General features: G+C 37.6%; 11 protein-coding genes and 1 tRNA gene. 9 read left to right on the top strand and 3 right to left on the bottom strand.

The features are described 5' to 3' along the window. Window positions 1-16: 16 nt before the first annotated feature. The 3 genes from WNY98_RS03660 to WNY98_RS03670 all read right to left on the bottom strand — a co-directional run bounded on the left by WNY98_RS03660 (window position 17) and on the right by WNY98_RS03670 (window position 2,871). A complete protein-coding gene (locus tag WNY98_RS03660; RefSeq protein WP_342877147.1) occupies window positions 17-1,138 on the bottom strand; it encodes a FecR family protein in 1,122 nt (373 codons plus the stop codon). Between the two features lie 12 nt (window positions 1,139-1,150). Next, window positions 1,151-2,476, bottom strand: coding sequence for a hypothetical protein (locus WNY98_RS03665; protein ID WP_342877148.1), 1,326 nt, complete (start codon window positions 2,474-2,476; stop codon window positions 1,151-1,153). A 319-nt stretch (window positions 2,477-2,795) separates the two neighbouring features. Further along, a tRNA-His gene (locus WNY98_RS03670) sits at window positions 2,796-2,871 on the bottom strand. Window positions 2,872-3,156: 285 nt separating this feature from the next. On the opposite strand from WNY98_RS03670, the gene WNY98_RS03675 reads away from it, so the two are divergent. The 9 genes from WNY98_RS03675 to pseI all read left to right on the top strand — a co-directional run bounded on the left by WNY98_RS03675 (window position 3,157) and on the right by pseI (window position 14,356). Beyond that, entirely contained in the window at window positions 3,157-3,975 is an 819-nt protein-coding gene (locus tag WNY98_RS03675) for a mechanosensitive ion channel domain-containing protein (RefSeq protein WP_076923769.1), read from the top strand. A gap of 185 nt (window positions 3,976-4,160) precedes the next feature. Next, on the top strand, window positions 4,161-4,943 hold the full coding sequence (locus WNY98_RS03680; RefSeq protein WP_342877149.1) for a DUF481 domain-containing protein: 783 nt from the start codon (window positions 4,161-4,163) through the stop codon (window positions 4,941-4,943). Window positions 4,944-5,065: 122 nt separating this feature from the next. After that, window positions 5,066-7,744 carry an SLBB domain-containing protein gene (locus WNY98_RS03685; protein ID WP_342877150.1) on the top strand — a complete coding sequence of 893 codons (2,679 nt, stop codon included), beginning with the start codon at window positions 5,066-5,068 and terminating at the stop codon, window positions 7,742-7,744. Between the two features lie 92 nt (window positions 7,745-7,836). Continuing rightward, window positions 7,837-8,796: a Wzz/FepE/Etk N-terminal domain-containing protein gene (locus WNY98_RS03690; RefSeq protein WP_342877151.1), complete on the top strand. Its 960-nt coding sequence runs from the start codon at window positions 7,837-7,839 to the stop codon at window positions 8,794-8,796. Window positions 8,797-8,908: 112 nt separating this feature from the next. Further along, window positions 8,909-9,928: a UDP-N-acetylglucosamine 4,6-dehydratase (inverting) gene (gene pseB, locus WNY98_RS03695; RefSeq protein ID WP_342877152.1), complete on the top strand. Its 1,020-nt coding sequence runs from the start codon at window positions 8,909-8,911 to the stop codon at window positions 9,926-9,928. A gap of 4 nt (window positions 9,929-9,932) precedes the next feature. Further along, window positions 9,933-11,093: a UDP-4-amino-4,6-dideoxy-N-acetyl-beta-L-altrosamine transaminase gene (gene pseC / locus WNY98_RS03700; protein WP_342877153.1), complete on the top strand. Its 1,161-nt coding sequence runs from the start codon at window positions 9,933-9,935 to the stop codon at window positions 11,091-11,093. Between the two features lie 2 nt (window positions 11,094-11,095). Then, entirely contained in the window at window positions 11,096-11,782 is a 687-nt protein-coding gene (gene pseF, locus WNY98_RS03705; RefSeq protein WP_342877154.1) for a pseudaminic acid cytidylyltransferase, read from the top strand. Next, complete coding sequence (pseG, locus tag WNY98_RS03710) at window positions 11,776-13,299, top strand: UDP-2,4-diacetamido-2,4,6-trideoxy-beta-L-altropyranose hydrolase (RefSeq protein WP_342877155.1); 1,524 nt, start codon at window positions 11,776-11,778, stop codon at window positions 13,297-13,299. Before pseF ends, pseG begins: the two co-directional genes overlap by 7 nt. A 7-nt stretch (window positions 13,300-13,306) precedes the next feature. After that, window positions 13,307-14,356, top strand: coding sequence for a pseudaminic acid synthase (gene pseI / locus WNY98_RS03715; RefSeq protein ID WP_342877156.1), 1,050 nt, complete (start codon window positions 13,307-13,309; stop codon window positions 14,354-14,356). Window positions 14,357-14,372: the final 16 nt, after the last annotated feature.

Raw genomic sequence — 14,372 nt, forward strand, 5'->3', positions numbered from 1 at the left:
TTTGTATCCAATGTGTTTATGGTTTTAATTTAAAAGAACCGCTAGCATTTACATCCGGATTATTTATTTCGTTAAGATTAAAGTTGCCAGTAATGTTGTCTAAGTCATTCAAAAATATTGCCTCAACATCACCTTCGGCTTTATTGTTACCATGGGATGCAAATGTAACGGCTAGGTCAAGTTCGCTTAAATTTATTAAACCGCTGTAAGCCGCATACCAATTTCCGCCGGCGTCATTAAAACTAATTTCGCCATCAGGCACTGTGCCATTATCAAAATCAACAGCCATAGTCATAGCAAAGTCAGTAACAGCACCCACACTCGAATTTACATTAAAGCTTGATGCTTCATAGTTAAATACACCTTGGCGCTGAGCTATTTGATCTACTAAAGACGCGCTGCTAACTGTTTGAAATTGTTGTTCAGAATATACATCCATAGCATCTGTATCTGTTTCAAAGGCATTTACTTCAACTTCAGTTGCAGCTACTTGCTCAGTTTCTTCTTCGTTGTCATCTTTAGGATCGATCGTTACAATATTTTGATCAAACACACGTGCCGCACGCGTCGTTTTTAATACTTCACCAGTGGCTGTAATTTGCGCAAACGAAAATGCTTCGTTATCACCCAAAGAAACTACGCTATTATTTTCTAAAGTTAGATCTATTGCGCCATCCCATACAGCTAAAAATACATTGCCTTCAACGAGCTGAACTTCAAAATGTGTTCCACGTATACCAATAGAGCCCACGGGAGTTTTTACACTATAAGAGCCGCCATTTTTTTTAATTACACCTGAAATAGAGCGTAAACCACCTTTAAGTAACTCAATGGACGCAGAGCCTTGTTGGGTATTAGCATCAAATTCGTAGTTAGCAATATTTAGTTCTGAATTTTCTTTTAAAGCGATTAAACCACCATCCGACATCGAAAACTGCGCTTTACTTTTCTCTCCAGTCGTAATGCGATCTACACCAAAAACGGTATCTCTGCGCTGCAACTGTCGTTGTTGTTCAGAGCTTCCATCAACCGCAAGTACTGAGCCTCGCGCTAAAATAGTTTTACCAGCAGGATCATTTGCTTGCGTATAAAAACTTACACACAGTAAAGTGGTAATTACAGGGAGTAAATATTTCATAAATACCTTAAATTAAAATGAGTAAGAAGCGCTTAAATTGATATCTAAACGGTCATATTCGAATAAAGAAATATTACTGGATTTATCTTGATAGTTTGCAGCCAACTGTATTGCTAAATCACGATTAACTAAATAGCGAACAGTAGTCGAAAGCATAAAGAGGTTATCGGCACGTTCTTGTAAAAATAAAGGGTGATCTTCTTTATAATTAATCCATTGGTATCCAGCAAGAGACAACAACTGCCAATGTTGAGCCAGCTGAGTGTTTGCTTGGTAGTACAAGCTAGTAATATTTCGGCTATTAAATTCGCCTTCAGTAATATCGGCTTTTTCGTTTTTGGCGTTAACGCTTAAACTTTGAAACCATTGATTAGTTGCATAGCTAGCACCTGCATTTAATGTATAAAACGAATTATCGAGCTTTTCATCAAACCTATTATTCAAAACACCAGCAGTCGCAGAGCTAAATAAATTAACTTGTTTATTCAGCTTATAATTAGCACCTGCTGTTAAAGCTGATTCAGTACGATAAAGATCGCCATCAAGCAGTAATGGAGTCGTCGATACTTGTGCAAACCAACTTATGTCATTTTGTTTATATTGATAGGCAGCATTAATGTGCGCGTTTATACGATCGTATTGGCTGAGTTCTGCAAATTTGTACCACCCAGTATTAACACTCAAAGTGATTAAACTTTTTTGATCTATAGGGTGGGAGTACTTTCCTCTATAATTTAGTCGCGCATAGTTGTCTTGCGTACTTTTACTTTCTGGCGATAATAAAAATTCACCAATGTTAGGAATTATAATTGTATCTTCTGCCGTACCCGCATTTACGTTGCCATCAACGCCAAGGGCAAGCTCAATATTTTGCTTATAAGAACGCCTAGCTTCTTGTTTTTTAAGTGTGGTTGTATCAAGTAACGACTGTGCTGAAGATTTTATGTTATTAGGTGTATTAGGTGAGTTAATCAGTATTAAAGCTTGTGTGTCAGCAGCAGGTAAATTATTAACTGTTAAATAAGCGCGCACTAAATACAAACGAGCTTGATACCACCTTGGGTTGTTTTCAACCACACGTTCAAAGGCAAATACAGCTGGTGCCGCATTTCCTGTTTTAAGGGCAGAGATCCCTAGTAAAAAATCGTATACGGGTTCGCCCAGGTACTGGTATTCATTATTACTTTTTTGATAAGCCTGAGTATATTTTTTTTCAGAAACTAATTTTTGAAGTTCAATCAGTAGCTTATTATATTCATCATTGCTTTGAGCCAATGAGTTAAAGCTCATTACAGCTAAACAACTACACAGTAAATCTCTTAAAACCTGTTTAATCATGCTTAATTTTATATCCCAGTAGAAGTTTGATGTTTTGTATAAAAAGAGGTGTATGTACTAGAAATTTAGCACTTTTTGTACTTAAGTACAGCCAATGTAATCACATTGGTTAAATAAATGTTATTTAATTTAGGCTAAATACTTGTTTAATAAATCTTCAAATTAAACTTATTAAAATAGGAGAGGTTGCTGATAAACTGCTTTAGCTTAAAATAGTAATTAATTTTGATAACGAAGATTAGGTATGTTGTATAGGATATAAAAAGATAATTTAGGGGGATTATTGAAATATATATAAAGGTATTACTAGGAGAAAAAGTGGGGCGATTGACGGGGCTTGAACCCGCGACAACCGGAATCACAATCCGGGGCTCTACCAACTGAGCTACAACCGCCACTACACACACCTTGTTTGGTGTGGCGCGCATAATACATAAAATAATAAATGTTGTGAAGCCCAAAAGTGAAATAAATTAAAATAATTTAAACCATGCGAATGTAATCAGCGTTGGGCAATTAATATTTACCCATACCCGGGGGGATATTTGGCACATAATTGCCTGTAAAAAATCGAATACAGTTGCATTTAATAGTATCAATTCATTATTTCATGAGAATAAATTGTAAATTAATGTATAATAATGCCCGAAAACGCTTAATAAAAAACATTTGGAGTAAATATGGATTCAGTACTTAATTGGCTTAACGAAAACTCAGGCCTAATCTTACATTATGGTATTCAAGCTGTTGTTGCGCTTGTTATCTTTTTAATTGGTAGTCGTGTTGCTAAGTTTTGTTCTAACTTAACTGAAAAAGGTTTTGCTAAGAAGAAAGTAGATAAGGCAGTTGGATCTTTTGTTGCTAGCATCGTGTTCACTCTTGTGTTCGCAGTAACCATTTTAATGGCGCTTTCGCAAATTGGCATTGAAACAACTTCGTTCATTGCTATTTTAGGTGCTGCAGGCTTAGCTGTAGGCTTAGCATTACAAGGTTCATTATCTAACTTCGCATCAGGCGTACTTATTATTTTACTTCGCCCGTTTAAATCTGGTGACTTTGTTGAAGCTGGTAATAAAATGGGTACTGTTAAGAAAATCGAGATATTTTCAACTGAGCTTCGTACTCCAGACAATAAAGTAATCATCGTACCAAACTCTCAAATAATGTCTGGTGCTATTACTAACTTCTCGCGAGAGTCTACTCGTCGTATCGATTTAGTTATTGGCGTTGGTTACGATGCTGATTTACGTCATGCAAAAGAAGTATTAAAATCTGTATTAGATGCAGAAACGCGCATACTTAAAGATCCAGCTTACAATGTATCTGTAAATGAGTTAGGTGATTCAAGTGTTAACTTTATTGTTCGCCCTTGGGTTAACGCTGCTGATTATTGGCCTACTTACTGGTCATTAATGGAAAATATTAAAATCGCATTAGATGATGCAGATATTACTATCCCATTTCCACAAATGGATGTTCACTTTCACAAGCAAGACTAATTTTAAATAGTTATTTAATTAAAGTTATCTTTAATTGTTGTAGTGATAAAATAGCTATTAGTTATAAAATTTCATGCAGTATTTACTGCATGAAATTTTTTACATTATTACTTAGCTGTTTAGCTTGCTCTAACAAGTAATGCTTTAATAAAATAGATATACATTTATACAAAGGTTGTTTTTTAATGAAATTAAAGTTTTTATCAGTTTTAGTTGCAGTCTCTGCTGCAACAAATGCATTCGCGGCAGACGTAGATCAAAAAACGTGGGAAGTTACTAGTGAGCTTGGTGCTATTGTCACAAGTGGTAATACAGAAACGACCACACTCAAAGGTGGTATCAAGGTACAGCACAATCTTGAACACTGGAACAACGAATACAAGCTAGATGGTATCTACAAAGAAGATGAAGTTGAAGATGCTAATGGCGACAAAAATAAGCAGCGCACAAATGAAAAGTACTCAATTTCTGCGCAAGGCAATTACAAATTAAATGAAGATCATTCTCATTTATTCATTTATGGTTCACACGTTTCAGATTATTTTGGAGCATATAGAAGTGAGTCGGTAATTTCTGCCGGTTACGGTCTACGTTTATTAAACGAAAAGACAATGTGGTTAAGCGCTGAAGTTGGTCCTGGTTATAAATATTTTGAATACCCAGATGACAGCACTGAAATTGATGATAATGGTAACTCTCTTGCAGGCGAGTTTGAAGGCGAAGTAATTGCCTTAGGTAAGTTAGATTACAACTGGCAAATTTCTGAAAGTGCCCGTTTTACCCAATTAGTTGCTGTGGAGTACGGTGATACAAACACTAAAACTCGTTCAGAAACTGCATTGCTTGCAAAAATAAACGGCTCGCTACAAATGAAAGTAGCTTTTAATGTTACCAACAACTCAGACGTTGCTGATGATAAAGAAAGTACAGATACTGAAACGTCATTCACGTTGGTTTACAGTTTTTAACCAATGTAACTAAGTTAATGACACTAAAGTGACAAAAGGGGCGAAAGTCCCTTTTTTATTTGCTCAAAATTAATGTATTATAGCCACCAATTTTGGTTGTAGACCTAGGGATATACCTACTCGTGAAAGTTTTTACACAATTTATTAGTGCTTTTATTCTACTTTGTAGTTTTAGTACTTTGGCTTTTACGCCAACAGCTTCTCAAATTGAGCAATTTAAAAAGCTGCCAAAAGCTCAGCAAGAAGCCCTAGCAAAACAATACGGTGTTGATGTTTCAACAATCACCGGTACAAACCAATCCAATAATCAAAATAATACAGAGCAACAAAACAGTATTGGCGAGCGCACAGAGCCAGAGAAAGAGCAGCTAACAGATGAAGAACGGTTCAAACCAAAAGCAGACGAATTAAAGCCATATGGTTACGAGCTGTTTGCAGGTGAACCAACTACTTTCATGCCGAGTGAAAATGCTGCAGTACCAGATACCTATATTGTAGGCCCTGGCGATCAGTTAAAAATCAACTTTTATGGCAAAGAAAGTGACAGCTTTGAAGTCATAGTTGACCGTGAAGGGCGTATTAGTATCCCTGATTTGAGCCCTGTAGAAGTTGCAGGTTTAACCTTTGCAGAAATTAAAGAACTAGTTAAAGTAAAAGTAGAGCAAGAGGTTATAGGTGTAAAAGCTTTTGTATCGCTTGGTCAACTTCGTAGCATGCGTATTTTAGTACTAGGTGAGGCCTACAAGCCAGGTAGCTACAGTGTTTCTTCATTAACAACTGTGTCGCATGCATTATTTGTAAGCGGTGGTGTATCAGATATTGCTTCTCTTCGTAACATTCAAGTTAAACGAGCTGGTAACGTAGTTGCAAATTTTGACCTTTACGACTTACTTATTAATGGCGATAGCAGTAATGATATTGTATTGAAATCGGGTGATGCAGTATTTATTCCATCGGTTGGTGCTCAAGTAAGAGTTGAAGGGGCAGTAAAACGCCCAGCTATATTTGAACTTAAAAAAGGCGAGTCGGCCAAGCAGTTATTAGCAATGGCCGGAGGTCTTAAACCAAATGCCTATGCCAAAAGTGCAATTGTAGAGCGCTTTAACTTCGATCGTAAAGAAGTACTCTCGGTAGATTTTTCAAAATCACAAATTAACTATATTCCACAAGATGGCGACCGTATTCGCTTTAATTCAGTTAGCTCTCAATATCAAAATTCGGTTAGTCTAATTGGTGCAGTAGCACGCCCAGGCAATTATCAATGGCACCAAGGTAAGCGTATTTCTGATGTACTTAAATCAGTACGTGGTGACTTACTACCGCAAGCTGATTTAAGCTACGGCCTCGTAATCCGCGAAATAAATATAAACGGCGATATAGAAGCGCATCAGTTCGATGTTGCTCAAGCGATTATTAATAACCCTGAAAACAACTTACAACTTAAAGCTAATGACAAAATAGTTGTATTTAGTCGTTTTGAAGAAAAAGAAGCAGAGCAATCAGCTCTAGCAAATATGGCCCTTAGCCAAGAGCAACAAGAGCAGCAACAAAAAGCAGAGCAATGGCATAAGTTTGAGCAAAAAGAATTCGAAAAATATATTGGGGTTAATCAAGAAGATGAAGAGCTTGTTCTAGAAGACAATAAAATACTAACAATTGCTGAAATTTCTAAACGTAAAGCAAAAGAAGAAGAAGACCAAGAACTCAAACCTGAAGATTACGCATTATTTAGCCGCCATAACTTACTAGCGCCAATTATTGCTAAATTTAAGCAGCAAGCATCAGTGCAGCAAGCTATGCAATTAGTTGAGATTAGCGGAAACGTTACTTTTCCTGGTATTTATCCACTAATGATTGGTGGTGAAGTAAGTGATTTAATAACAGCAGCCGGTGGCCTTTTAGAGTCTGCCTACGTAAAACAAGCTGAAATTACACGTATTGTAGCCAGCGATGGTTCTAAAATAGAACACTTAAGATTTGACCTTGAAAGCGCCATGAAGGGCGATCTTCAAAGTAATATTACGTTACAAAGCAAAGACAGCATAAACGTATTCGCTATTCCAAATTGGCAAGAAAACGTAAAAGTAGAATTAAAAGGCGAGCTTAAATTTCCTGGTACGTACACTATACGCCGAGGTGAAACGCTAACTGAATTACTTGAGCGTGCAGGTGGCTTCTCACAATTTGCAGAGCAAAAAGCAGCTGTATTTACTCGTACGTCAATTAAAGAGCAAGAGGAAAAACAGTTAGCTCGCTTATCTACAGAACTTCGCCGCGACATCGCCTCTAAAAGCTTCCAAAACTCAGTAAGTAGTAACACACTTTCTTATGAAGAAATGAACAAGCTGTTAAACGACCTAGCTAGTGTTGAAGCCGTAGGACGTTTAGTAATTGATTTACCTTTAATTGTAAATAATCAGCAAAACTTGGTACTACAAGATGGCGATACACTTTATGTGCCAAGCAAGCGCGATTCAATCAGCGTAATTGGTGAAGTTAACTACTCAACATCACATCTTTATAAATCAGGTGTTAGTGTTGACGATTACATAGCGCTAAGTGGTGGCCTCAAAGAGCGTGCCGCTGAAGATCGAATTTACATTATTAAAGCCAATGGTTCAGTGAAAATACCAAATACAGGTGGCTGGTTCGCGGCAAATAATGCAGAACAGTTAGAACCAGGGGATACTATTGTAATTCCTATGAATGCAGATCACATGGATAAATTGACACTTTGGAGTACTGCAACACAAATTCTTTATCAACTTGGTGTTGCTGTTGCTGCGATTAGTAGTATTTAATAAAGAAGTAAATATTACTTTGTATTATGCTATTGCGCGAAAATTAAGCCTGGGTTTGGTTTTTGTGTAATAGCTGCTGAATAGAGATATATATGAATAGTAAAGACGCACATACTAAAAACCTATCTGTACCAACTATTGCTGATGATGAAGTAAATTTAAGTGAGCTATTCTTTGTCATTTGGGAAGGTAAATGGGTAGTAATTTTAATAACTGTCTTATTCACAATTGCATCAGTGTTTTATGCTCTAAAGCAACCAAATGTTTATAAATCAGAAGCATTACTTGCTGCTGCAGAGCAAGAGCAAAGTGGTGGCTTAGGTGCTTTAGCAGGTCAATTCGGTGGTTTAGCTAGCTTAGCTGGAGTTAATTTAGGCGGTGGTGGCACTGCTAACAAGACCCAATTAGCGCTTGAGGTTTTAAAGTCTCGCCAATTCACTTTTAACTTTATTAAAAAGCACAATATCTTACCAGACTTAATGGCTGTTAAGTCATGGAATCAAGTAGATAATAGTATTGAATACAACGAAGAGATATATAACGAACAAGAAAAAAAATGGTTAAGGGAAGTAAACGCTCCTTTTAAACCAGAGCCATCAATGCAAGAAGCCTTCAAAAAGTTTAGCCAAATTATTACTGCTGATATGAGCAAAGAAAGCGGAATGATAACTATATCAATTGAGCATGTTTCGCCAGTAATTGCGCAGCGGTGGGTTAATTGGTTAATTCAAGATATAAATACTGTAATGAAGTCTAGAGATGTTGAAGAGGCTAATAAAAGCACTGAATTTTTAACAGAGCAATTACAACAAACAAAAGTTGCAGATATTCGAACTGTTTTATATAAATTAATTGAAGAGCAAACAAAAACTATTATGTTTGCAAATGTACGAGACGAATATGTATTTAAAACAATTGATCCAGCATTAGTACCGGAACAAAAGTTTAAGCCGAAGCGTGCATTAATTTGTATATTAGGTTTTCTTTTTGGAGGGATTTTAAGCGTATTAATAGTGCTCGCTAGATACTTTTTAAAGAAAGCGAATGACTGAAAAGCTCTAACTTAATTTATGAATATGCTGCTCTAAGCATTTTGGTATATCAAAGAATAAAGATACATTTTGTATTCGATACATAAAGTATAAAAATATTTAAGGAATTAATATGTTAAACAAAAAAACAGTGTTAATTACTGGTGGCACTGGGTCATTTGGTAAAAAATTTATAGAAACTATTTTAGCGCGCTACCCAGATGTAAAAAAAATAATCATCTATTCGCGTGACGAATTAAAGCAGTCTGTAATAAAACAAAAATACCCTACATACGATTACCCGCAATTACGTTTTTTTATTGGTGACGTTCGTGATAAAGAGCGTTTAACACAAGCGTGTGAAGGTGTTGATGTAATTATTCACGCAGCAGCTATTAAGCAGGTTGATACCGCTGAATACAATCCAACAGAATGTATTCGTACAAACATAGATGGTGCTGAAAATGTTATTCATGCTGCATTAGCATGTGGTGTCAAAGATGTTGTTGCACTATCGACAGACAAAGCATGTGCACCAATTAACTTATACGGTGCTACTAAACTCGCATCAGATAAATTATTTGCTGCTGCTAACAATATTCGCGGCTCTAAAGATATTAAATTTAGCGTTGTTCGTTATGGTAATGTGATGGGCTCTCGTGGCTCTGTTATTCCTTTCTTTTTAGAAAAACGAAAAGAAGGTATTTTACCAATCACACACAATGAAATGACGCGTTTTAATATATCGCTTCAAGATGGCGTTAATCTAGTTATGTTTGCCTTGGGCAACCACCTAGGTGGTGAGATATTCATCCCTAAAATCCCGTCATACAAAATTTTAGACATCGCAGAAGCCGTAGCACCTGAATGCGAAACGCGTGATGTAGGTATTCGCCCAGGTGAAAAACTACATGAGGAAATGATTACAGATACTGACTCGTTAAATACGATTGATTTGGGTCCTTACTACGCAATTTTACCATCTGTATCGTATACATATACCGAAGAAGAATACCTTGCTCATCACAAAGCTGAAAAAGTACCGTTCGGTTTTAAATACAACTCAGGAACGAATACTGAATGGGAAACAGTAGAGGGTTTGCGTAAACTTATTATTGACCATGTAGATTCATCATTTGAAGTGCAAGGCTAACAAAATGATACCGTATGGAAAGCAAGATATAACTCAAGCAGATATTGATGCAGTGGTTAATGTTCTAAAGTCGGATTTTTTGACGCAAGGGCCACAAGTCCCCGCTTTTGAAAATGCACTTATGAAAGCGACAGGTGCGGATCACGCACTTGCCGTTAATAGTGCAACGTCAGCTTTGCATATTGCTTGTTTGGCGCTTGGGCTAGGGGCAGGTGATACATTATGGACAACACCAGTCACTTTTGTAGCCTCAGCTAATTGTGGTTTGTATTGCGGAGCCTCAGTAGATTTTGTTGATATAGACCCCGCTACTTACAACCTTTGCCCAAAAGCATTGGAGCAAAAATTAGTACATGCTAAAAAAGAAGGTGTTTTGCCTAAAGTTTTAGTTGCAGTGCATTTGTGTGGTCAGCCATGTGACATGAAAGCAATCCATGCGTTATCAATAGAGTATGGCTTTAAAGTCATTGAAGATGCTTCACATGCAATAGGTGGCCGTTATTTAGAACAACCAATTGGCTCATGTGAGTACAGTGATATTACCGTGTTTAGCTTTCACCCTGTTAAAATTGTTACCACTGCAGAAGGTGGTGCGGCATTGACGAATAGCAAAGCACTTGCAGACAAAATGGCACTTTACCGAAGCCATGGAATAACACGTGACGAAGCATTAATGGAAAATGCATCTCATGGTGGTTGGTACTATGAGCAAGTGGATTTAGGTTTCAACTACCGTATGACAGAGCTGCAAGCTGCACTCGGTGTGTCGCAAATGAGCCGCTTAGGTGAGTTTGTTTCTGCACGCCATGAATTAGCAGTGCGTTATTACGATAAGCTAGCTAGTTTACCGATTGTACTGCCTTATCAGTTACCTAATACTTATTCTGGCTTACATTTATATGTTATTCGTTTAAACCTAAATGAAATTAGCAAAACGCACAAAGAAGTGTTTGACGAGCTAAGAGAAAACGGTATTGGTGTAAATCTGCATTATATTCCTGTGCACCTACAGCCTTATTACCAAAAAATGGGCTTTAAACAAGGTGACTTTCCAAATGCAGAGAGTTATTACAGCAATGCTATTTCATTACCGATGTTTCATGGTATGACCCATGAGCAGCAAGACGAAGTTATCAGTACGCTCACACAAATATTAGAAGCCTAATCATGAATATAGCAATCATCCCTGCACGTGGTGGCAGTAAACGCATACAGAGGAAAAATATCAAAGAGTTTCATGGTAAGCCAATGATTGCTTATTCAATTGAAGCGGCTTTAGACAGCAAGTGTTTTGATAAAGTAATTGTCTCTACCGATGATGCTGAAATAGCCGAAGTTGCAATACAATATGGGGCAGAAGTACCTTTTATGCGTCCTGCTAATATTGCGGATGATTATGCAACCACGCTTGATGTAATAAAGCATGCTGTTGAGTATACCGAGTTACAGGAATGGGGCGTTGAAAATGTATGTTGTATATATGCAACCGCTCCTTTTTTAATACCTGAGTTTATTCAGCGCGGATTTATAGAGCTGACATCGAGTAATGTAGATTACGCCTTCAGTGCAACAAGTTTTCCTTTTCCAATTCAAAGAGCTTTAAAGCTTAATGATGCACGCTGTGTCGAAATGTTTCAGCCAGAACATTTAAATACTCGTTCTCAAGATTTAGAAGAGGCCTACCATGATGCAGGGCAGTTTTACTGGGGTACTGCCAAGGCATTTATAGCAAAAAAAGCTATTTTCGGAACAAGGTCGAAGGCTGTTTTGTTACCACGCAAACGAGTACAAGACATAGATACACCTGAAGATTGGGAATTAGCAGAAGCTTTGTTCCGAGCGATTGAATGCTAAAGGTCGTAATTAGGGCTGATGCGTCTTCTTACATAGGCAGCGGACATATCATGCGTTGCTTAGTATTGGCTGATAGTCTAAAACTAGATGGTCACGACGTTTTATTTGCCACCCGCCCGCAAAACGGTGATTTAGTCACATTTATAAAGCAGCGTGGTTTCTCTATTTATGAATTGCAGCAACCTTCAGATTGGTTAGTACCAACTTCGACTGCGGATTATGCCTCGTGGTTGCAAGTCACTGAGTATGATGATGCCCAAGAATGCGCTACCGCATTTGATAGCCCTGATTTAGTCATTACAGACCACTATGGTATTGGTGTACAGTGGCATAAGGTAGTAAAAAAAGCGTATAACTGTAAAGTTATTGTAATTGACGATTTAGTAAGAGAGCACGCTGCAGACTTAATTATAGATCAAACATTGCTTAGAGAGCCAAGCGAATATCATTTATTAAACCCTAAGACCACCGCCTTAACAGGTACGCAATACGCGATTATAAACACTCATTTTTCATCTCGTCATTTGTCGCAGTTGGCAGTAGTAAATACATTAAAAAATAGACCTCGTGTATTACTGTCAATGGGAGGCATAGACGCCCCCAATGCAAGCTTACAAGTACTTAAAGTTTTAAAAGATAGTGTTAACCCGCCTATAACGACTGTATTGCTTAGCACAAGAGCACCTCATTACAAAAGTGTTACAAAGTTTGCTATAGAGCAAAGTGCGTGGTTGACTCACATCGATTTTGTAGATGACATGGCTACTCTCATGTGTGAGCATGATATTGCCATTGGCGCGCCAGGCTCAACGTCATGGGAACGTGCTTGTGTCGGGTTACCGAGTATTGTTATTGCACTTGCTGATAACCAGCAGACTATTTGTAAAAATTTAGAAGTCGTTGGTGCTGCAATTAGCGTTGAGTTAGAGGCGATTAGTAAAAACTTAATCAAGGCGTATGAGCAGTTAATTACTGACTATTCAAAAATGCGAACAATAAACCTGCAGTTATGTGATGGGCAAGGTGTTAAGCGAATAATGAAGCACATTACCCAATTACTTAATGGCTCACTAAGCCTAAGATTAGCGACACAACTTGATGTTGAACAGGTGTACGCTTGGCAATGTGAACCTGAAACACGACGTTATGCACTTAATAAAGACGTTCCGAGTTTAGCTGAGCATCAGGCTTGGATGACTAAAAAGCTAGCAAGTAAAAGTGACTACTTTTATGTGATTGAATTAACCAAAAGCAAAGATGAAAAAGCGGTTTCTGTAGGCGTAGTCAGGTTAGATAAGACAGCCGAAAACACGTATACCATTTCCATCTTTATAGCGCCAGAGCACTTTGGTAAAGGGGTTGCGAAACTCGCTTTAAAACAAGTAGATATATTACATCCTACAAAAATTATACATGCTGTTGTACTAAAAGAAAATACAGCATCACAAGCTTTGTTTAGCCGAGCTGGCTACCAACGAATTAATGAAGAGCAATTTACTCGACAACCTGTGGAGTGAGGGATTTATGAATAAATTTATTACTATCGATAACAGAAAAATTGGCCCTGACTATGCGCCGTATATCATTGCTGAAATGTCAGCGAATCATAACGGTGATATCGAAAATGCCTACAAAATAATGGAAATGGCAAAAGAGTGTGGTGCAGATGCAATGAAGCTGCAGACTTATCGTCCTGATACCATAACAATGAAAAGTGATAATCCTGAATTCTTAATTAAAGGTGGGTTGTGGGACGGTAAAACACTGTATGACTTATATGAAGAAGCACACATGCCGTGGGAATGGCACAAACCTTTATTTGAAAAAGCCAAAGAGTTAGGTATCACTATTTTTAGCTCGCCGTTTGACTTTACTGCCGTTGATTTACTCGAAGAACTTGGTGCGCCTGCTTATAAAATAGCATCGTTTGAAGCTATTGACTTACCATTAATAGAGTACGTTGCTAAAACAGGTAAGCCAATGATTATATCAACCGGCATGGCTAACGAAGAAGAAATTCGTGAAGCAGTAGAAACTGCCAGAAATGCAGGTTGTGAAGAGCTTGTTGTACTGCATTGTGTGAGTGGTTACCCAGCGCCCTCAGGAGATTACAATCTGGCGACTGTTGCAGATATGGCCACACGCTTTGATGTATTAACGGGTCTATCAGATCATACTATCGATAATACGACGGCTATTACATCAGTGGCTTTAGGTGCATGTTTAATAGAAAAGCATGTCACGCTTGATCGAAATGGCGGTGGACCAGATGATAGCTTCTCATTAGAAAAGCCAGAGTTACTACAGTTGTGTAGAGACTCTAAAATAGCATGGGAAGCGGTTGGTAAAGTAAATTACGAGCGAAAAGAGAGTGAAATAGGCAATGCAATATTTAGGCGTTCACTCTATGTGGTAAAGGATATCGCTAAAGGTGAATTATTTACGCATGAAAATGTAAAGAGTATTAGGCCTGGTTATGGACTAGCTCCTAAGCATTTATATGGCGTGATAGGTAAAATATCTAGTTCAAGTATTCCTTCAGGAACTGCTCTTTCGCATGAGCTTGTAAAGTGAAGTATTATTTCTCAGT

Origin of the sequence: Pseudoalteromonas sp. AS71 (assembly GCF_038900275.1) — a bacterium.
In the GTDB taxonomy this organism is placed as follows: domain Bacteria; phylum Pseudomonadota; class Gammaproteobacteria; order Enterobacterales; family Alteromonadaceae; genus Pseudoalteromonas.

What these genes read in the sequence shown, in the direction of transcription:
- pseG (WP_342877155.1), top strand. Translation starts at nt 11,776, where the DNA reads ATGCTAAAGGTCGTAATTAGGGCTGATGCGTCTTCTTACATAGGCAGC.
- WNY98_RS03690 (WP_342877151.1), top strand. Translation starts at nt 7,837, where the DNA reads ATGAATAGTAAAGACGCACATACTAAAAACCTATCTGTACCAACTATT.
- pseF (WP_342877154.1), top strand. Translation starts at nt 11,096, where the DNA reads ATGAATATAGCAATCATCCCTGCACGTGGTGGCAGTAAACGCATACAG.
- WNY98_RS03665 (WP_342877148.1), bottom strand. Translation starts at nt 2,476, where the DNA reads ATGATTAAACAGGTTTTAAGAGATTTACTGTGTAGTTGTTTAGCTGTA.
- WNY98_RS03680 (WP_342877149.1), top strand. Translation starts at nt 4,161, where the DNA reads ATGAAATTAAAGTTTTTATCAGTTTTAGTTGCAGTCTCTGCTGCAACA.
- pseC (WP_342877153.1), top strand. Translation starts at nt 9,933, where the DNA reads ATGATACCGTATGGAAAGCAAGATATAACTCAAGCAGATATTGATGCA.
- WNY98_RS03660 (WP_342877147.1), bottom strand. Translation starts at nt 1,138, where the DNA reads ATGAAATATTTACTCCCTGTAATTACCACTTTACTGTGTGTAAGTTTT.
- pseB (WP_342877152.1), top strand. Translation starts at nt 8,909, where the DNA reads ATGTTAAACAAAAAAACAGTGTTAATTACTGGTGGCACTGGGTCATTT.
- WNY98_RS03675 (WP_076923769.1), top strand. Translation starts at nt 3,157, where the DNA reads ATGGATTCAGTACTTAATTGGCTTAACGAAAACTCAGGCCTAATCTTA.
- pseI (WP_342877156.1), top strand. Translation starts at nt 13,307, where the DNA reads ATGAATAAATTTATTACTATCGATAACAGAAAAATTGGCCCTGACTAT.